Raw genomic sequence first — 18488 nt, 5'->3', positions numbered from 1 at the left:
GATTCTAGGGGAGGGCGCACCAGACTACCAGTCCCCGCATTCCACAAACCAGCGATCGCTCGCAACAGAGAACTTTTACCTCTGCCACTCGGTCCCACAATCAATAAACCTTCTCCTGGTTCAACTGACACTGACAAGTCTTCGACGATCGTCTGCTCATAATTCGGCGTTTGTAAGGTGACATCATCGAAAGCGATCCGGTTTTCTTCTATTATTTTAATGGTACTGACATTCTCTGGCTGTTTGGTCACTGCTTCTAACGCATCAGAAAACTCAGCTAAACGCTCAGCGTAACTAGCAAATCGTCCTGAATTTCCAAATTCTTTGATTAAAGTTGCCATAGCGTTGGCAAACTGATTACAAGCTATACTGGCTTGGACAACTTCTCCAATCTCAATTCTATCCGTCATATATAAAGGTGCAAGTATTATGTATGGAAATATTTGGATAATAGCCTCATATCCTCCGTTAAAAAGTTCCTGATTTCTCTCCCAATTAATCTTACGTCCTACATTTTTCAGGATATTATTAAATCGGCGTCCAATTATATTTAATTCTTGGTTTTCTCCCTGAAAAAAAGCTATCGATTCAGCGTGATTACGAACATGAGTTAGGCAATAAGTGTACTCGGCTTGAACTTCTAGTTCCTCTTGATTAATTTTATTCAATTCTTGAGTTAAGTAAATAGCAATCAAATTGCCTCCAATCGTATAAAAAACCAGAACTACTGCGATAAATTGAGAAATTGACCAGACAATTATCAAAAAAACCGTCATTTCCAGTACTTTTTCTAAAACAGTGGTGGAAAACGAGAGAGCATTACTGGTAATAGGTTCGATTTCTTGGGATAGACGTTGGTCTGGATTATCTAGCTCTGATTTAAAGTTGATTTTATAATAGGCACGATTGCCCAAATATTTGTCTAAAATATAATTATTCAGCCAGTGATACCAATCAAGAGCTATGTTTTTTCTGACAAATTTAGAAAATCCTCCCAAAAGTGTTACGCTCAAAAGACCAACGCTGTAAAGCGATATCATCCGAATAAAGTTGTAATAATCTTTCGCTTCAATCACATCGGTCAAATAGCGAGTAACGAAGCTATTAAAGGCAGTTACGCCGACGAGCGCGATCACTAATAAGATCAGGAGAGCTAGCATCCCCCACGCACGAATCACGTCGGAAAATGCTCTTCCCTCTGCCTCTATTGGATACCAGTAAGGTTGAGCGATCGCTTTTACATCCGACCAAAATTTATTAAAAGTTGAATAAGCATTCGTTAAGGGTTGATTGAGATAAATTTGGGTTGGCATATTCTAGAAATCAAATGAACATGAGTATATGTTTGCGCTCCCCCATTCGGCAGAGCGTCATGGGAAAAACCTTAGAGTTCTTGCACAACAATCTCTTTAACTTCTTGAGAGCGGAATAAAACGATGGGGCTTAATCCACTCTAAATATTTTAATGAAACGAAGGAAATTTTTCACAAATATTTCTTCTGACGCCAGTTCTTTATTTTTGTCTACTCATGTTATTGTGGTAAAAAGCTTATTTTAGACCCTTTTGCCACTCAATACTTTTTTCTAAGCATTTGGGGAAATATTCTGCCCTGACGACATGCGGGTTTGTGTAGTATTGCTTCAGTCATATTACGATCCCTAACTGTTCCTAAAATTATCATATTATTTTAAATCTACTAAAGTAATATAAATTTTATGATAAAAATTAATTAAGATTGCTATTTGCTTTTACGAACTGTGAGACATACTAAAAATTTAATGTGTTTGACAGAGTAGAGAAACGATTTCGCCGCAGTGAGCGTTCATTCATTAGGTTATGCTGATAATGTAGAGTAAATTGGGCGGTATAACAATGAGTACAAGCGCATTAAGAGTAGATTTACCTTTGGGATTATCAGAAGATGAAGCTAAGTTACTCCTTGCTGTCAAACTCTACGAAGTCGGAAAAGTCTCACTTGGACAAGCAGCGAAAATAGCTGGTTTCTCCAAGCGTACCTTTATGGAAATATTAGGTCGGTATAAAGTACCTATTTTCGCTTATTCCCCTGAAGAATTGCGACAGGAACTTGGTTTATGACACCAGTTGTAACGGACAGCACTTGTCTTATTGGATTAGAAAGAATAGGAAATTTAGATATACTACCAGCACTGTTTGAACCTATTTTAATCCCACCAGCAGTTCAGCAGGAGTTTGGAGTTACATTTCCGTGGTTACAAGTACAGATCCCATCCGATCAAGGGCAAGTAGTTGCTCTGAAACTGCTTGTTGATGAAGGTGAAGCAGAAGCCATTGCACTTGCTTATGAGCGGAAATTACAAATTATTTTAGATGATAGACAAGCGCGATCTGTCGCTCGAAACATGGGTATTTCCGTAATTGGAACAGTCGGAGTATTGGTAAAAGCCAAGCAAGCTAAACTGATTCCAATTCTCAAGCCTTTACTAGATGAATTAGAAGAAAATGGATTTTATCTCACTTCTGCTCTGAAAGCAGAGGCGCTAGGTCTTGTAGAGGAGTGAAAATAGCTTGCAATTGTCTTTTTTTATATGCATAGGAAAAGATTCAGCAAGCATTTGCGTCTACCTATGGATAGATTCTTGATTAAAGCTCTGCGTCAAGTTGGCAGGAGGGGTTATTTTATGTACATGTATATGAGCCTAACTGATAGGCGATCGCACTCAGTTGTTTGTCTCACCCTCCTATGCCGAGATTTATCAAAGATTTGCTGCTACCGTTGCTATTAATATTAAGTAATGGTTTTTTGGGTTGGCTGATCAACCAATTACCCAGCAAACAGGATTTAAAAATTGACGATCCGCTCGTACTGTTGCTGACTGTCGGCTGTATTATAGCGCTTTTTATCCTCGGCTTACTTTCGAGTCAGTCTCAACCAAATTCAGCACCAGCAAATCAAAATTGGATTGGTGGCTTTTTACCTCTACTGGGAGGTGTCATCCTCTACGCACTACTCAAAAGTAACTCTGTGGCTGCTGAATTCAGTACAGCAGTTTTTTATGCATCCCTGTTTCTCTTTGCTTTAGGTACTTTACTGCCACCTGTGCTGCTTTTACCAACAAAATGGCAGAAAAGGCTGGTATGGGTTATTCCTGGTGCTACACTAGTGATAACGTTTCATTTTATTCTCAGCCACCAATGGACAGCAGCAGTTGTGTGGTTAGTGTTAACAGGAATTATAGCAATATTGGCATTTTTTGGCTCATTTGTTCAAGGTGTCATTAGCAGAGTTTTAGACCAGATTAAGCAAAGGTTAGAAAAGCTTGAGCAGCCTTTTGCCGACTGGATTGTCAGCAAATTATGGGCATCAACCCCACCATTTAAGCAGGAATATTATCAAAGTTTGATTTATACTTGTCGAGACTATCAGACACAGGGATTGGATAAAGACCGCATTCTAAAATTAGAAAAGGTATTTGTGCCACTCAAGATAGTCGCAAAAGAGGCGGTACAGGCAAGTTCCAGAATTATTCCGCAGGTTTTGGCAGAAGCGAAAAACCCAAGGGAAAAGCAAATTTGGGATTTTTTAGCAGCGATGGCTAACGAACCCGCGTTTCGGCGCATGGCAGTGCTGGGCGCACCTGGCTCTGGGAAAACTACTCTCTTAAGACATTTAACACTGATTTATGCTCATAAACAAGAGCGACAACGCCATGCTAAAGCGCCAAAACTAATTCCGGTGTTGTTGTATCTTCGAGATGTGCGTCAGGAAATTGTCAATAACCAACCGTCAATAGCCGAGTTAATTACTCAACAAGTAAAGCAGCAACGAAAAATTCAACCACTTAATCCACCCGATAACTGGTTTGCAGAAAAATTGCGCGAAAATAAATGTTTAGTGATGCTAGATGGGTTGGATGAAGTGGCGGATGAAACCGAGCGTCTACGGGTTAGCAATTGGGTAGATGAACAGATGCAAGCATACCCCGACACAGCCTTTATCTTAACTTCTCGACCATTTGGCTATAAAACTGCACGGCTACAGCAAGAGGTAACAGTTCTAGAGGTGCAACCCTTCAGTCTGAAGCAGATGGAACAGTTTATTCATAACTGGTATCGGGCAACGGAGGTAATGAGTCGCGCTGGGGAAGAAGACTTGGGAGTGCAGGAGGAAGCCAAACAACAAGCGGATGATTTAATTAAACGGATTAAAAATAGCGCTCCCATTGCTGCTATGGCAGTGAATCCTTTGCTATTAACAATGATTGCCACAGTTCACCGTCGCGGTAGCGCCCTGCCCGGAAAACGAGTCGAGCTTTACAAAGAAATTTGCCAGGTTTTACTAGAAAGGCGACTGAGAGCTAAGAATATATCTGATTTGCTCACAGCTACCCAAAAGCAAGCTGTGTTGCAAGTGCTTGCACTGGGATTAATGCAGCAAAAGACTCGTGAGTTCAAGTTATCTGAGGGAATTTCTCTAATTCAAGACAAGTTAGCAAAGGTAGCTGGCAGTGGGGTAAATCCAGAGGAGTTTATAAAGCAAATTAGGGATGTTAGTGGGTTGTTAGTCGAAAAGGAGCTAGGAGTTTATGAATTTGCTCACTTGAGTTTTCAAGAATATTTAGCAGCAGTTCAGATTAAGGAATTTAACCAAGAGAATCTATTAATTACAAATATTAATAATTCTTGGTGGGCGGAAACTATACGTTTATATGCTGCTCAAAGTAATGCTAGTAATCTAATTCGTGCAGTCTTAGCTATACCATCTCCATCAGTTGAGGTTATGGCACTCGCCTATGATTGCTTGGACGAGGGTTTAAGTATAGATTCAGATGTTCGGCAACAACTGGAAGAAAGATTAGAGGCAGATTTGGAAAGTCGATGACAGAAAAATTTAACTTAGCAGCTAACGTAATGCTATCCCGGCGGCTGAAGAATTTATTACGCATTGATGAGAACGTTGAAATTGACATAAGCTACATCACTTGCGCGGAATACCAACTTTTTATCGATGAAATGTTAAAAGTAGGTAAACATCGGCAGCCCGATCATTGGACAACTGACAGATTTCCACCAGGAGATGCAAAAAAGCCAATTGTTGGAGTAAGAGGCAGTTATGCAGAGGAGTTTTGTAAATGGTTAACTCAGCAGCACTTAGCACAGGACTTTAGGTACAGACTACCTAATTTAGCAGAGATTCAGCAGATTATGGTAACGCAAGAAGCAGCACAAGAGTTCATTAGGTGCTGGTATAGAGAAGGAGAAAACAATATAATTGAACTACCTCAAAAGCAATGCAAAGAACATCTAGCTAAGATCTGTGATACTGACATAAAAGGTATACATTATCTTATTAGTCTTTTTGACTTTAACCGTATCCTTCATATTGCTACAAAGCTTCAGCAATCTGCTTATGATTTTAAGCATGAAGAAATTATTAAATTTATTAGAGCAATTTACAGTTACGATAGCAATAACTTTATCTCTGCCAAGCTTCTTAGCAGTGTAAATGATCTTTGGAAGAACTTTGATTCTACTACTGCCCTCAAGCTTAATCATACCTTTGACCAGAGTAAAATTGCCAAGGTTTTTCACCAAGCTGTAACCGATGTTCTTCTACAGATTGAAAAAAATACTCTTAATAATCTCAGTAAATATCCAGAAAGGCTTGATAATCAACGCCGCATAAACTATGAGAGCATAAGAGACGCAAAACTTAGGCTTCAGCTTGCTGAAAAACATACAATTCAGACTACTGAAGAAATTTTTATCCCTATTCATTCTAGAGATTTTATACGTGAACTAGATTGGGTTGAAATTGAATCTCGTCTTCCAGAATTTGTCGATGAACTCTTTGAACTAAAATCTCAAGGAGAACTTGTACAATATAATATTCAACGTATCCCTGAATTAAAAGAGGATATTAAATATATCAGAACTTGTGAATTTGCACTAGACGAAACTATTGCTGATGCCAAATTTCGCGAGGAGGAACTGGAAAAAGCTAAAGATAGAGATGAAAAACTTCGCGACCAAATTCCTCATGCACGTAATCTGCTTGAAGTTAGCCACTATTACTTACTGTTTATTTGTGTTCTCTCCAACTACTTAGGGAAACGAGAATTCAAAGAGGAAATTTTAAATCTTTATCTTTTTTGTGTGTTAATAGATGAACGACGAGCAGGAAGGCTACCATCGTGGGAGGGAATTAGGATTGTAAGGGAAAGAATTTAGTGAGGATGAAATAGCGAAAAAAAGGGATACGCTGCCTTCATCCCAACGTCAGTATTCCAGCTTGATAATTCACAACTAACGGCATAAACTTGAGCCACCCCGAACCTAGCAAAACTTCGGGAATTGCTTCTCCTACAAAAACAGGAATTTCATATTCAATTCCATCCAATAATACCTTGCCTAAGTATTTTTCAAAGAAAATTTCTCCTTGCGCTGTTAGTAGAGGTTCCTGACCTACGTAAGCCCAATCAAGAGCATCTAAATCTTGTTTGTGAATTGCTAAAAAACCTGTGAAACCAGTATCAAACATGGCATCCACAGGCAAATTTAATCCATCAGTAGTAATCAATTCAATTTCAAAAAATAGCTGTCCTCTACTGCCAAACGTACCCTGTATCATATTCTGCCAGTGGCTCCAGTCTCATTTAAACAAAAAACGCAGTGGTCAGCATTTGGGTATTTATCGAGAGCTTTTTTGTGAGCTTGCATATTATCTTCATCAATGAAATAATCGCCACTATTTGGCTCAACAGCAATATACCAACCATAGTGTTTCTCTATCCATTCCGGACGCACTCGCTCAAAAATTGCTCGACAACGTTGATGAAATGCCTCTCGTTCAGCTTTGCGTCTAGCTAGTTCCTCTGGTGGCAAAGTGCGTTCTGGAAATATCCTGCCCCGACGACGCTCAGGTTTTTGTGGTATTGCTTCAGTCATACTATAATCTCCATTGGTTAGTGAAATTATAATATTATCTTAAATAAAATGTTAGAGATGTTATTTTGTTTACATGTATATGCGCCTAACTGATAGGCGATCGCACTTAAAAAACTACCTGCCATGTTTCGTCCAGTATTTACTATTTTTGCTCAACAGTATCTTAAAGCTTTGCTCAGTGATTATGGAAACGTTTACCTCAACGAACCGATTCCTCGTGATCCAAAGTTGAGAATCTTTAAACATCCTTCTCGATTTAATTGGGGAACTGAGTACCTTAGTAAAATTACCGCAGGCAGCGAGCGCGTAATGATTAGCCCAGAGGTTATTGCAGAAGCAGAACTGGTAGATGTTCTGTTTGAACCTGAAGAAGAAAAATCGAGAACATCTTTAGGGCTATTAGGAGAACTCGTATCAATTCCGTGTATTATTGAAACTTTGCGCTGGACACCGAATCAAAGAAACTTAAGAACTTGTCTAGGACATTGGTTAACTTGGACAGTTGAAGCTGATGGCGGCATCATTCCTGTCGATGAAAATCCGGTTTATACAGAAGAAGAAAATGATCAGCTAGATGATGATGAGGAAAATGATCAGCTAGATGATGATGAGGAAAATGATCAACTAGATGATGTTAATAAAAAACTACTGATTATTACACCCTCTATTACCCCTGAACGTCTTCAAGGATTCGGAGCAAGAAAAACTGATCTTAATATTCCTGGTGTTTACGAGCTAGCGCCGGCTTTCTACACAACTATTGTTGTCACAAGTGAACTTCAACAAGACGCTTCCACCCTTTGGCTGCGAATTTTGGGAAGAGGAAGCACTCAAAGAACAGCAATTATGGAACTTCAAGAATTAGATGTTGAGCATCCACATCGCGCCGTGGTTAGACAACAGTTACAGCAATGGTATCAGCTTTTATCACATGGTCAAATGGGAAAAGAATCCAAAAGACTAATGCAAACGTTAGCTACTTGTTGATAGCTCAGATCCCCGACTTCTTAAAGAAGTCGGGGATCTTGTCTTGTCTAAACCTCTATTTTCTTTGTTGCTTCCAACTGCTTCAACGCATGAGCAGCAGCATCCAAATCATAAGGAAAAGGTCTAACACGAGTAATATAATCTCTTTCCTGAGTAGGGCGAGAACGCAGCACAGCATTCACAACAAAACATGGCTGTGAACTCAAATTAATTACACCGTGCAAAACTCCAGGCGGAATAGTCACGAGCACAGGATAATCCTCACTCAAAGGGATATACTGATATTTCTTATTTACTAAACTAACAAGAACAAACTGCCCTTTAACTACCATCAATTGGTCAGTTTGTGATTTATGAACAAATAAATCATCTACTGTATTAGGCGCAACTTGCACCAACATAGTTTCATGACTTTGTTGAGGAGTAAAGAACTCAACCATCCCCCCCTTGATTGACTCTAACTGACGGATTTCGATTTGTCTAATACTCATATAAAAAATCCTAAAAGAGCATCTTAAAGATTGAACTTATACATCCAATCTTAGATGCTCAAAAAGAAAAAAGTGTTGCAAAAGCAACCAAATATGATAAAATTACCGAACTCTACTGAGCGGATATCTTCAAACTGCTAGGTTCCCCAAAATTACCTTGCAACACTATACCGCGTCCATTGGCGTGTAAGTGACGTATAATCTTGTAAACTGCTTCAATCTGATCTGATACACCTGCTTTTTGGGCAACTTCCTCTAGGGAAAGAGGAGTTTTTTCGGTATGCAATACTTCAACAACTTGTTTTTGCAAATCGAGAATCACCGCAGCAGCTTTTTTACCAGCTTCTACTCCTGGTTGGTGGTAGGCGTTAACGTTTACCAAACTGCCATAAAAACCAACAGCACGGTCATACAAAGCAATTAATGCACCTACTGTGCGAGGATTAACTTGAGGAATAGTGACTGTAATGGAATCCCGCTGGTTTTCGTATAGTGCTTGTCGGGTTCCTTGGAGAAAACCAGAAAGATAATCACCTGATGTAATTCCCGGATCTATTTCTGGAGATGAACCCTTGCGGTCTTCTAAAACTTCAATGAAAGTGACAAAGAAATTCGCCACACCCTCGCGTAATTGCTGTACATAAGCATGTTGGTCGGTTGAGCCTTTGTTGCCGTAGACCGCAATACCTTGATGGACTACGTTGCCATCTAGGTCTTTCTCTTTGCCCAAAGATTCCATTACCAGTTGTTGCAAATAGCGACTGAATAATAGTAAACTGTCTTTGTATGGTAGGACAACCATGTCTTTTTCACCACGTCCATTGCCAGCAAAGTACCAAGACAAAGCTAACAATGCTGCTGGGTTCTGTTTAATGTCTGGTATACGGGTGGCGTCATCCATTTCTTTGGCGCCATCTAGCATAGCACGAATGTCGATGCCTTGCAATGCTGCTGGTACTAACCCTACAGTAGACATTTCGGAGGTGCGTCCTCCCACCCAGTCGAACATGGGAAACCGTGCCAGCCAGTTTTCGGATTTTGCCGTTTCGTCCAACTTACTACCAGGCATGGTAATGGCGATCGCATAATTAGCAAAGTCCAAATTATGCCCAGCGTAAGCTTTTTTCACCTCAATCATGCCGTTGCGCGGTTCCGGAGTTCCCCCTGATTTGGAAATCACTAACACCAAAGTACTGGCAAGGTTATTCCGCAAATGAGTCAAAGTGCGATCAATCCCTGCCGGATCGCTATTGTCGATGAAGTGAATTTTCAAAGGTGGGAATTCGGGAGATAATGCATCAGCCACAAATTCAGGACCAAGAGCAGAACCACCGATACCAATAGAGATAATATCAGTAAAGCGCGTAGCTTTGGGAGGATGTATTGCTCCTGTGCGAATTTTTTCGGCAAATACTTCGATTTGCTCTATGGTTTCGACAATTTCTGTTTCGATTTCTGGAGTGGGGGCGAGTTTTGGATTGCGCAGCCAGTAGTGTCCAACCATCCGATTTTCATCGGGGTTGGCGATCGCACCCTTCTCTAGTTCCGCCATATCCGCAAAAGCCTTTTCAAACTTTGGCTGCAACCCCTTGACGAAGGCATCATCAAACCGCATCCGGCTTACATCCAGATAAAATCCTAATCCTTCGTGGAAATATAACCATTGCTGGTATCTTTGCCAAAGTGCCGTCGCATCCATAAGGAGATCTCAGGTAAAGTGTTTTTCACCAACAAGTTTAAGTCAAGGTGAGAGTGTATCCCTGCCACTCTTATACAGTTTTAACTGTTGGCTATTAAATCACTTCAGGCATCTGGCGCTGGTATGACTCGCAGAAATTTCACAATCTCCCCCCTAACTTCTATCCCCACCAGATATTTATCTAAGGTAAAACGGTAAAAAATCCCTTCATTATCGAGCTGCCTGAGATCTGGTAAGCAATGCCAGGGTAACTTTTGGGGAAACTCCACCAATATAAAATCATGCACCAGCTGGTAGGCAGCTGGCTCTAAACTCTTCAGGTCTAACAAAAAAGACCGCGCATAGCGCACATCCATGTTCACATACCACCTACCCTATGAGCAAGCGAGTAATTGTACCGCCTCGTCATGGGTCAAAGTGTCCCAAGGTTGAGTAGATCGCTTGACTTCTTGTATAGCTTTCATCATATACATATCACAATGTAAAGCATAAACAATACTCCAAACATCTTCCAAATTCTCGTCAGCTAACTGCTCGATTAAGAAATGTATTCTGATTCTCAACAAATTCATCTAGCATTCACCTAGCACTATGCACTATATTGTTCCCAGAAAATCAGCTCATGTTAATGACACAGCCCTGCGCTAAAATTGATCAACCTAAATCCCCATTAATATGTTTGACTATTTAATATTCCTAGCGATTTCTACATCAATTTTTGGTTTGTTCAGTTTGGGATTGAACTTACAATGGGGCTTTACAGGCTTAATTAACTTTGGTCATGTTGCCTTCATGACTTTGGGAGCATACACAACAGTTTTGTTAAGCTTAAAAGGCTTCCCCTTACTTATATCTTCACTTGCTGGTGCCGTTTTAGCAGCATTGTTGGGGCTGGTAATAGGTTTCTCCACTTTACGCTTACGGGAAGATTACCTGGGAATCGTTACTATTGGTGTTGGGGAACTAATTCGTTTAGTTGTCAACAACCAGGAATTACCAGTGGGTGATAGTTGGACTCCTGGGGCTTTTGGTGTACAAAGTTACCGTATACCTATATCTGAACCACCTGGTTTGCCCATCAGATTTGTCATGATCGGGCTATTTACACTGCTTACTGGTATAATTATTTGGCAGTTGTGGCACTGGATTCAAAGAGCAAAACCATCGCGAGTTATTGATACAAATAAAAAGGTGGGAAATCAGCAAGAATACGTATCTCGGCTAGTAGTGGGAATTTTTTTAGGGCTATTAGCAGCAACAATTTATATCTCCGGGGTAATTGCACTGTACGACTACAACCCAAAAGCAGGTTTAATGTTTTTATCGTCGATCGCGTTCGCCTTTGTGTTCTGGCGGTTGGAGATTTTGGTAAGATCGCCTTGGGGTAGAGTCCTCAAAGCAATTCGTGAAGATGAACAAGTTCCCAAAGCACTAGGCAAAAATGTCTTTTGGTACAAACTACAAGCTCTCATGCTCGGAGGTGCGATCGCTGGGATTTCTGGTACATTCTTCGCATGGCAACTCAGCGCCATTTACCCAGATAACTTCCAGCCACAGCTTACCTTCGATGCTTGGATTATGGTAATTTTAGGAGGTTCTGGTAGTAACATCGGTACTATCTTAGGAGCAGTGATTTATTTTACATACGATGCTCTAACCCGCGAATTCTTACCGAAACTTTTCCCGCTTGATGAAGCACGCTTAGGTGCATTTCGCATCATGGTCATAGGTCTAATCTTAATGATACTAATGATATGGCGTCCTCAAGGAATCTTAGGGAAAAAGGAGGAACTCACCCTTGGCAAATAACCAATCATCCCCACTACTTGCAGCAAGTGGACTTTGCAAAAGCTTTGGTGGCATTAAAGCTGTAGATAATGCTTCCATACAAGTAGCTAGCCGCAGCATCACGGGATTAATTGGTCCTAACGGTGCTGGTAAAACCACCTTATTTAATTTACTATCTAACTTTATTCGTTCAGACAAAGGCAAAGTAGTGTTTGATGGCGAACAGATTCAGCACTTGCAGCCATACCAAATTGCCCAGCAAGGATTAGTACGCACTTTTCAAGTAGCGCGGGCTTTATCGCGGTTGACAGTCTTAGATAATATGCTTCTGGCGGCGCAAAAACAAATTGGGGAAAACTTTTGGCGAGTACAATTTCAACAAAAACAAATCGCTCAAGAAGAAAATCAACTAGAACAACGAGCGCTATCGGTGTTAGAATCAGTAGGATTAGCTCACAAGGCACATGATTACGCCGGGGGTTTGTCAGGGGGACAACGTAAGTTACTAGAAATGGGACGAGCGTTGATGACTAACCCTAAACTAATTTTATTGGATGAACCAGCTGCAGGGGTGAATCCTCGATTAATTGATGAGATATGCTCGCGCATCCTCGCTTGGAATCGCGAGGGCATGACGTTTCTCATTATTGAACATAATATGGATGTAATTATGTCCTTGTGCGATCATGTTTGGGTACTGGCGGAAGGAAGTAACCTTGCTGATGGTACTCCAGAACAAATTCAGACTAATACGAAAGTTTTAGAAGCTTATTTGGGAAAGTAATTTAAATAACTTGGCAAATATATAGAAAATGATCTTGTGGGATGGAGAGCAGCGCCGTGCTCTGGTTCCCAGAGTTGAGGCGACTGCGGAGCATCCTGCCCGTCAAGTGAGCTGGCAAGATACCCGTACCACAAGATGTAAGATGTAAAAAGCGCGATTCATAACATTGTATACATATACTTGCCCTTATGCTAATTGTGAAAAAAGTAGTTGTAGCGACTATAGCTATAACTACGGCAATTTTCGCCGCACCCGCTTACTCTCAGTCGTTACCACCGACATCAACTTACACAAATAGTGATAACCAAATTTCTAGTTTCAATTCTATAGAAGTAACTCGACCTATTTTAATTGGGGGTGTTGCCGCCACTGCTTTAACTGCTCTTGGACTTGCCACTGCACTACTTTCTGGTAAAAATAAACACCAGTTAGAAACAGAACTCAAAAGTGCAAAAGAAATTGCCGTTGCTGCTAAAACATCAAAAGTCCAAAACTTCCTAACTCACAGTTTCCGGGAAAGGGGGATCAATTCATCAGAGGAAAGCCTCAAAGCAGTAGCTACAGATTTGATCGAAGGATACCACACTCAAGCATTAGCTCAAGCGACAGCACAATTTTGGTTTAGTGTGACAGCAGCATCTTTTGGGTTCCTCTTAATTTTGTATACAGGTTTTAGCTCATTACGTTCAAAAGAACCGCAAATGTTGTTAGTTAATACTCTTCCCGGTTTAGCGATAGAAGCTGTGGCAGCACTGTTTTTTAGTCAAGCTGAAAATACCAGAAAAAGGGCTACAGAATTATACGATCGCTTGCGTTCAGATGATCGACAAATACAAGCGATCGATTTAATTGAATCTATCGAAAATCAAGAGTTACGGGATTTGGTAAAAGCTAGATGGGCGCTACAGATTGTTGGATTAGAAACTCAGCCCTTGGATCTAAGTTCTTATTTACCCAAGCCGCCTCTACCTAACGATGGAATACAACAATATCCGCAGTAGAAAAAACTAACTTAGGTTATAGAACTTTCAACACAAAGACTTAGTAGCCACGCTACCAAAAGCGTACTACTAAAGAAGGATAATTTGGCACTCTTGTTACTAAACTTTTGCAGTCAAAGAAATTTGTTAATTGAGATTGAGCTTTCTACTTCTAAATCTCATTTGACTAACTCCAAACATCACTTGACTATCAGCAAATTTAGATTGAGCAGTAAGAAATTTTTTGTGATTTTCAGCCTTAAACGCCAAAATTTTAGCCTTTACAACTGCTAAATAGCGTTTTTCTTCAGCAAGTTCTTCCGCCGTGTATATCTTACCCAAAGACGAATTACCTGTTTCACCTACAATCATTTCCTGCTTGGATTCTAATTCAATTTCTTCGTTAGGTTGACTCGCAGGTTCTATATCTAAAGCTTTCTGTAAAACAGCTAAAACTTCTAAATATTTTTGAATTATGTCTTTTGGAGTAATTAATGAAGGGGTAATTTCGTCAACCATTGGACGCACCTATGAATTCATGAACAACTATTGACTAAAGTTAGTACAACAATATCAAAAATATCAAAAGTTTATGCTCTCCAAAGTCTTAAATTTTGTGTACTATATCCAGTGGGAAGGAAATCTAACCACCGGAGCTTTTCAAATTTGTTAATCAAGTGAAGAAAGCTTGTAAATCCCGTTTTCATTTTGCATCAGTTGGTGGCTAATTAATTCTTGTCGTAGGATAATGTAGTCGGGATGGTAGCGCTGAAGAATTTCATCTACACCACTTTCTGAGTAATTAACCCCTACCTCAAAGAGGCTAGCTAGCCATTTGAGAATTACTAAGCGCTTTTTGCGGCTGGTAGGAATTTCTTTGAGGCGTTGAACAGAGTTTGCATCACCCTCTAGGTAGGTTTTAAGTACTTTGGTTTCCCACGCTTGTGTATTCACATTTTCTACCAAAGAGGCGATGTTTTCTGGAGTAAAAATCTCTTTACTTATTGTCTGTAATGCGATCGCATCTAACTGGTATAAGTGCGAATTTCCTTCTGGACGCATAGTTACCAAATTTAGTTCTTTTAGTTTTGTAAGATGATGGGATACTGTAGGTTCTTTCAGTTGTAGTAGTGCCGCTAATTCCTCGACACTGCACTCCTGATTTGCCAAGATACCTAATATTTTGAGCCGACTTTCATCTGCTAACGCTTTGAAAAAGCGCAGCAAAATTTGAAACTGTTCATTTTTCATTTTCGGTGATAATTTGATTAGACGTAAATCAAATTAGTTGTGCATCGAATTATTGCTGCTGTCTTCCTTTACACAGCATCAATTTGTTGTATTTTTTTACATAAATTAATTTTGTTATGAAATTATACAAACAGATAATTTTCTTAATTTGTTTTTTAGATTTGCTAAGGCAGCTATGCAGGAGGTAATTGCCAATTAATCCTGTTAACAGATGATGAGACAGATACATTGGCGTTATTTACTTTATAAGTAATAGTAAATTAGAGCATTATGCATAAGGTTTCAGAGGAGGCAGTAAAAGCCGCACAGGAACATGCCTTGATCTCACTTGAGCATGGCAAATCCATAGAAAAGGTAGGATTGAGTATGCACGATCGTACAGGAGCAGATCAAAGCAACTGAAGCTCATGTGAAGGCAGTTAGAGAATTTGAAAAGGCATCGCAAGCTTATTTAGATCGGGTAAAAAATAATGTTGACCTTAATGATCCCGATGGAAATTAAAGTGATGCATTGCCTAGCAAACGTTTAAACTCCTCTTGGATGATTCCATAACATTCACAGGTGGCGTCTTCCAAACCAACTCTGTCCAAAATCTTCATCTTGCCACGCTTGTAGGAGATTAGCCCCGCCCTTTGGATCGTAGCGGCTACTACACTCACACCGGCACGACGCACCCCCAGCATTTGCGCTAAGAACTCCTGGGTAAGAGGAACTCGTCTGTGTCTACTCGATCTTGAGTCATTAATACCCACCGACAAAATCGCTCTTCAATCGAGTGTAAGCGGTTGCAAGCAGCACCTTGGGCAATCTGATTAAACAGCGTTTGCGTGTAGCGTTGCAGTAGTTTGTACAGCGGGCTTTGTGAAGTCACTTCGCGTTGAAATACATCTACTCTCATCCTAAAAGCATTGCCGGGAATCTGCGACATAGCCATACCTGGAATTGAATTGGCTCCCAGGAATATGGGCAAACCCGCCATTCCTTCATTGCCCACCGTAGCTACTTCCACTACATCGCCGTTTTCCATTAGATTGAGCATAGAGACAACGCCATAGTTAACGAAATAGACGTACTCGATGGGTTCGTTGGGTTCGTAGAGGACTTGCTAGAAAGTTAGTTGGACTAGCTCTAGGTGCGGTTGGAGGCGATCATATTCTTCTTTGGGCAGGGCAGCCAAGAGCCCATTAATTCGATCAGGGGGATTTTGAGACGCGGACATTAATAACCTCTGTGAGCAAGTTGTATTTCAATTTAATAACTCATAGCATCTGTAGAGATCGTCTGGCGAAAGATGAACTCTTTTGTCAAGAAGTTTTGTACGCTTGCGTACAAAACTTCTTGACGATAAAATAAAATAGTACTTCTACGTTACCGTACATAAAGGTTTTACTTGCCCTCGCATACTAAGACACTCTAGAAGCGGTTGATTACAGAACTTCCGAGGCAGAAGAAAAAACGTGATTTCACAATTGGGACACAGAGTTATCTCTCACTTCCCCAACGTCCCTTATAATGTAGTGGCGATCGCCGCTTCTAGAGGTGGAATAAAAGCTATCAGCAAAATTCTATCGGCATTACCAGCTGACTTTCCGGCAGCAATTACCGTAGTACAGCATCTATATCCCCTGTACCCTAGCTATATGCCCCAAATCCTTAGCCGCTGCACGGCTTTGCAGGTAAAGCAGGCAGAGGATGGGGAACTGTTACGCCCAAGGACAGTCTACACCCCCGTTCCAAACAAACACCTGTTGGTTAACTCCAACGGTACTCTTTCCCTTTCCGATGCGCCAAAGGAGAACTTTGTTCGTCCCGCCGCCGATCAAATGTTCGCGTCAGCAGCTGCTAGTTTTAAAAGTCGAGCGATCGCAATCGTTCTTACTGGCGGAGACGGCGATGGTAGTGAGGGGGTGCTGGCTATCAAAAAGTATGGCGGTATAGTGATTGCCCAGGATGAGGCTAGTTGCGAGTGTTTCAGTATGCCCAAATCTGCTATTGATACTGGAAAAGTCGATTTGGTTCTTCCTCTAGACGCGATTGGCGATCGCTTGCTTAACTTAGTCATGAAAGAAGTAGCTTAACTACTGCTTACTGCACGGGACATCCCTAAACAACCCATTCCATAATACTTTTGAATGCGTGAATGCGTGACTTTCGCGCAGCGGTGCTACTTGAGAGATGCAAAACATAAAACAGTTAACTGTTAACAGTTAACTGTTTTTTAATCCAAAATTTGTTTAACTATATTGTTGTTCTACATCTAGGTTAAACAAAGTTTGTAGGGTTTGCATACAATGGCGTCTTGCCTCAACGTCTTGCTGAGCGCGTAGTTGTACCATTGGGTCATGTAAAATTTTATTAACTATTCCCCGTGTTAGGGCTTCGATGACTTCTTGATGTTTTTCGGCAAATTCTGAACCCAGTCGAGATAAAGCTTTTTCTAATTCTTGTTCGCGGATAGTTTCGATTTTATGACGTAAACAGCTAATAGTGGAGACAGTTTCCAGCGAGCGCAACCATTCCTCAAAAGTTTCTACTTCTTCTTCTAGTAATCCTAAAGCTTCTTGTGCCATTTTGCGACGGCTTTCGTAGTTTTGTGCGACTACTGCCTTTAAATCGTCTACATTAAACGCTTGTACGTTTGCTAGTTCGTTTACATCTGAGTGAACATTGCGTGGTACAGAAATATCAAATAGCATTAAGCGTCTACTTTGTTCTAAAACCATTTCTAGTTTAGCGCGGTCGAGTATCGGTTCCATTGCTGAAGTACTTGTAAACACCAAGTCACTCTCTGCAATTACTGGTAACATTGATGATATTGGATGAATTTGAATTGGTTGACCGGGGAATTGCTGTGCTAATTCTTGCGCTCTTGCTACTGAACGATTGAGAACGTAGATGGCGAGCGCGCCTTTGGAGAGCAGGTGTTGTACTAGCAAGCGGGACATTTTCCCCGCACCAACAATTGCTACTCGACAAGCAGCTAAATTTTGCACTTTCATTTGCGCCAGTTCCACTGCCGCAGAACTAATAGAAACTGCGCCCGTCCCAATACTGGTTTCAGTGCGCACCCGCTTACCTGCTGTAATTGCTTGTTTAAATAATCGATTCAAAATTGTTTTAATACCGTTATATTGCTGACCCAATTTGTGTGTGTTTTTTACCTGAGCCAGAATTTGACCTTCGCCTAGAACCAAGCTATCTAAACCTGCTGCTACTCGCATCAAATGCATTACTGCATCCTGATGTAGCAAAACAAACAAATGTTGCCGCAGTGATGATTTTGGTAATTTACTATGTTCCGACAGAAACTGAGTAACTTCCCGGATGCCTAATTCTGTTTCCTCTGTAACTATGTAAATTTCTAATCGATTACAAGTGCTAACAATTGCAACTTCTTCAATATTGGGGTAGCTAGCAAGTTGCGCGGTAGCGCCTTCCATCTGTGGTTCTGGAATGCTCAGCTTTTCCCGGACTTCAACTGGGGCTGTTTTATGGCTTAACCCCACTACTACTATATTCATTTGCTAAACGGTAATTGGTAATTATTGTGTGTTGATTGTTAATTGTTAATAGCAATCA

At 40.7% G+C, this 18488-nt stretch carries 22 protein-coding genes; 10 read left to right on the top strand and 12 right to left on the bottom strand.

The features are described 5' to 3' along the window. Positions 1-1313, bottom strand: a 1313-nt coding sequence (locus ICL16_RS23625) for an ABC transporter ATP-binding protein/permease (RefSeq protein ID WP_190832626.1), incomplete at its 3' end; no start/stop codon positions are given. Between the two features lie 560 nt (positions 1314-1873). Here ICL16_RS23625 and ICL16_RS23620 point away from each other — a divergent pair. The 4 genes from ICL16_RS23620 to ICL16_RS23605 all read left to right on the top strand — a co-directional run bounded on the left by ICL16_RS23620 (position 1874) and on the right by ICL16_RS23605 (position 6211). Then, on the top strand, positions 1874-2098 hold the full coding sequence (locus ICL16_RS23620; protein WP_190832624.1) for a UPF0175 family protein: 225 nt from the start codon (positions 1874-1876) through the stop codon (positions 2096-2098). Then, entirely contained in the window at positions 2095-2541 is a 447-nt protein-coding gene (locus tag ICL16_RS23615; protein ID WP_190832622.1) for a PIN domain-containing protein, read from the top strand. Before ICL16_RS23620 ends, ICL16_RS23615 begins: the two co-directional genes overlap by 4 nt. A gap of 167 nt (positions 2542-2708) precedes the next feature. Continuing rightward, a complete protein-coding gene (locus tag ICL16_RS23610) occupies positions 2709-4862 on the top strand; it encodes an NACHT domain-containing protein (protein WP_190832619.1) in 2154 nt (717 codons plus the stop codon). Further along, positions 4859-6211: a hypothetical protein gene (locus ICL16_RS23605; RefSeq protein WP_190832616.1), complete on the top strand. Its 1353-nt coding sequence runs from the start codon at positions 4859-4861 to the stop codon at positions 6209-6211. Before ICL16_RS23610 ends, ICL16_RS23605 begins: the two co-directional genes overlap by 4 nt. Before the next feature lie 37 nt (positions 6212-6248). Here ICL16_RS23605 and ICL16_RS23600 read toward each other — a convergent pair whose 3' ends face one another. After that, positions 6249-6611: an aspartyl protease gene (locus ICL16_RS23600; protein WP_190832613.1), complete on the bottom strand. Its 363-nt coding sequence runs from the start codon at positions 6609-6611 to the stop codon at positions 6249-6251. Continuing rightward, entirely contained in the window at positions 6608-6928 is a 321-nt protein-coding gene (locus ICL16_RS23595) for a hypothetical protein (protein WP_190832611.1), read from the bottom strand. Before ICL16_RS23595 ends, ICL16_RS23600 begins: the two co-directional genes overlap by 4 nt. Positions 6929-7051: 123 nt before the next feature. On the opposite strand from ICL16_RS23595, the gene ICL16_RS23590 reads away from it, so the two are divergent. After that, positions 7052-7915: a hypothetical protein gene (locus tag ICL16_RS23590; RefSeq protein ID WP_190832609.1), complete on the top strand. Its 864-nt coding sequence runs from the start codon at positions 7052-7054 to the stop codon at positions 7913-7915. 47 nt (positions 7916-7962) lie between these two features. Here ICL16_RS23590 and ICL16_RS23585 read toward each other — a convergent pair whose 3' ends face one another. From ICL16_RS23585 to ICL16_RS23570, 4 genes are all read right to left on the bottom strand, one after another. Beyond that, positions 7963-8406, bottom strand: a complete 444-nt coding sequence (locus tag ICL16_RS23585; protein WP_190832607.1) for a cupin domain-containing protein — start codon at positions 8404-8406, stop codon at positions 7963-7965. A gap of 112 nt (positions 8407-8518) precedes the next feature. Then, positions 8519-10105, bottom strand: coding sequence for a glucose-6-phosphate isomerase (locus ICL16_RS23580; RefSeq protein ID WP_190832605.1), 1587 nt, complete (start codon positions 10103-10105; stop codon positions 8519-8521). A gap of 104 nt (positions 10106-10209) precedes the next feature. Further along, entirely contained in the window at positions 10210-10461 is a 252-nt protein-coding gene (locus ICL16_RS23575) for a cytotoxic translational repressor of toxin-antitoxin stability system (RefSeq protein WP_190832745.1), read from the bottom strand. An 18-nt stretch (positions 10462-10479) separates the two neighbouring features. Further along, on the bottom strand, positions 10480-10677 hold the full coding sequence (locus ICL16_RS23570) for a hypothetical protein (RefSeq protein ID WP_190832603.1): 198 nt from the start codon (positions 10675-10677) through the stop codon (positions 10480-10482). 103 nt (positions 10678-10780) lie between these two features. Here ICL16_RS23570 and ICL16_RS23565 point away from each other — a divergent pair, with 103 nt between their 5' ends. The 3 genes from ICL16_RS23565 to ICL16_RS23555 all read left to right on the top strand — a co-directional run bounded on the left by ICL16_RS23565 (position 10781) and on the right by ICL16_RS23555 (position 13678). Further along, positions 10781-11914, top strand: coding sequence for a branched-chain amino acid ABC transporter permease (locus ICL16_RS23565; protein ID WP_190832601.1), 1134 nt, complete (start codon positions 10781-10783; stop codon positions 11912-11914). Continuing rightward, a complete protein-coding gene (locus ICL16_RS23560) occupies positions 11904-12677 on the top strand; it encodes an ABC transporter ATP-binding protein (RefSeq protein WP_190832599.1) in 774 nt (257 codons plus the stop codon). Before ICL16_RS23565 ends, ICL16_RS23560 begins: the two co-directional genes overlap by 11 nt. A gap of 188 nt (positions 12678-12865) precedes the next feature. Beyond that, positions 12866-13678 (top strand): TRADD-N-associated membrane domain-containing protein, encoded by an 813-nt coding sequence (locus tag ICL16_RS23555; RefSeq protein WP_190832597.1) that lies wholly within the window; start codon positions 12866-12868, stop codon positions 13676-13678. 126 nt (positions 13679-13804) lie between these two features. Here ICL16_RS23555 and ICL16_RS23550 read toward each other — a convergent pair whose 3' ends face one another. Then, positions 13805-14176 carry a hypothetical protein gene (locus ICL16_RS23550; protein ID WP_190832595.1) on the bottom strand — a complete coding sequence of 124 codons (372 nt, stop codon included), beginning with the start codon at positions 14174-14176 and terminating at the stop codon, positions 13805-13807. 150 nt (positions 14177-14326) lie between these two features. After that, positions 14327-14908, bottom strand: a complete 582-nt coding sequence (locus ICL16_RS23545) for a DUF2087 domain-containing protein (RefSeq protein WP_190832593.1) — start codon at positions 14906-14908, stop codon at positions 14327-14329. 270 nt (positions 14909-15178) lie between these two features. On the opposite strand from ICL16_RS23545, the gene ICL16_RS46880 reads away from it, so the two are divergent. After that, positions 15179-15310: a hypothetical protein gene (locus ICL16_RS46880; protein ID WP_273039314.1), complete on the top strand. Its 132-nt coding sequence runs from the start codon at positions 15179-15181 to the stop codon at positions 15308-15310. A 96-nt stretch (positions 15311-15406) separates the two neighbouring features. On the opposite strand, the gene ICL16_RS47365 is transcribed toward ICL16_RS46880, so the two are convergent. After that, positions 15407-15592 carry a hypothetical protein gene (locus tag ICL16_RS47365; RefSeq protein ID WP_337907104.1) on the bottom strand — a complete coding sequence of 62 codons (186 nt, stop codon included), beginning with the start codon at positions 15590-15592 and terminating at the stop codon, positions 15407-15409. Positions 15593-15597: 5 nt separating this feature from the next. Further along, positions 15598-15948 carry a cyclic nucleotide-binding domain-containing protein gene (locus tag ICL16_RS47360; protein ID WP_475579618.1) on the bottom strand — a complete coding sequence of 117 codons (351 nt, stop codon included), beginning with the start codon at positions 15946-15948 and terminating at the stop codon, positions 15598-15600. Positions 15949-16366: 418 nt separating this feature from the next. Here ICL16_RS47360 and ICL16_RS23535 point away from each other — a divergent pair, with 418 nt between their 5' ends. Next, positions 16367-16987, top strand: a complete 621-nt coding sequence (locus ICL16_RS23535) for a chemotaxis protein CheB (RefSeq protein WP_337907103.1) — start codon at positions 16367-16369, stop codon at positions 16985-16987. 156 nt (positions 16988-17143) lie between these two features. Here ICL16_RS23535 and ICL16_RS23530 read toward each other — a convergent pair whose 3' ends face one another. Beyond that, the gene (locus ICL16_RS23530) at positions 17144-18430 is read right to left on the bottom strand and encodes a glutamyl-tRNA reductase (RefSeq protein WP_190832591.1); all 1287 of its coding nucleotides are present in this window, start codon (positions 18428-18430) and stop codon (positions 17144-17146) included. Positions 18431-18488: the final 58 nt, after the last annotated feature.

It is taken from the genome of Iningainema tapete BLCC-T55 (assembly GCF_014698965.1).
Lineage (GTDB): Bacteria > Cyanobacteriota > Cyanobacteriia > Cyanobacteriales > Nostocaceae > Iningainema > Iningainema tapete.
Note: the sequence above shows the minus strand (reverse complement) of the source record. Positions and strands in the feature narration are given on the sequence as shown.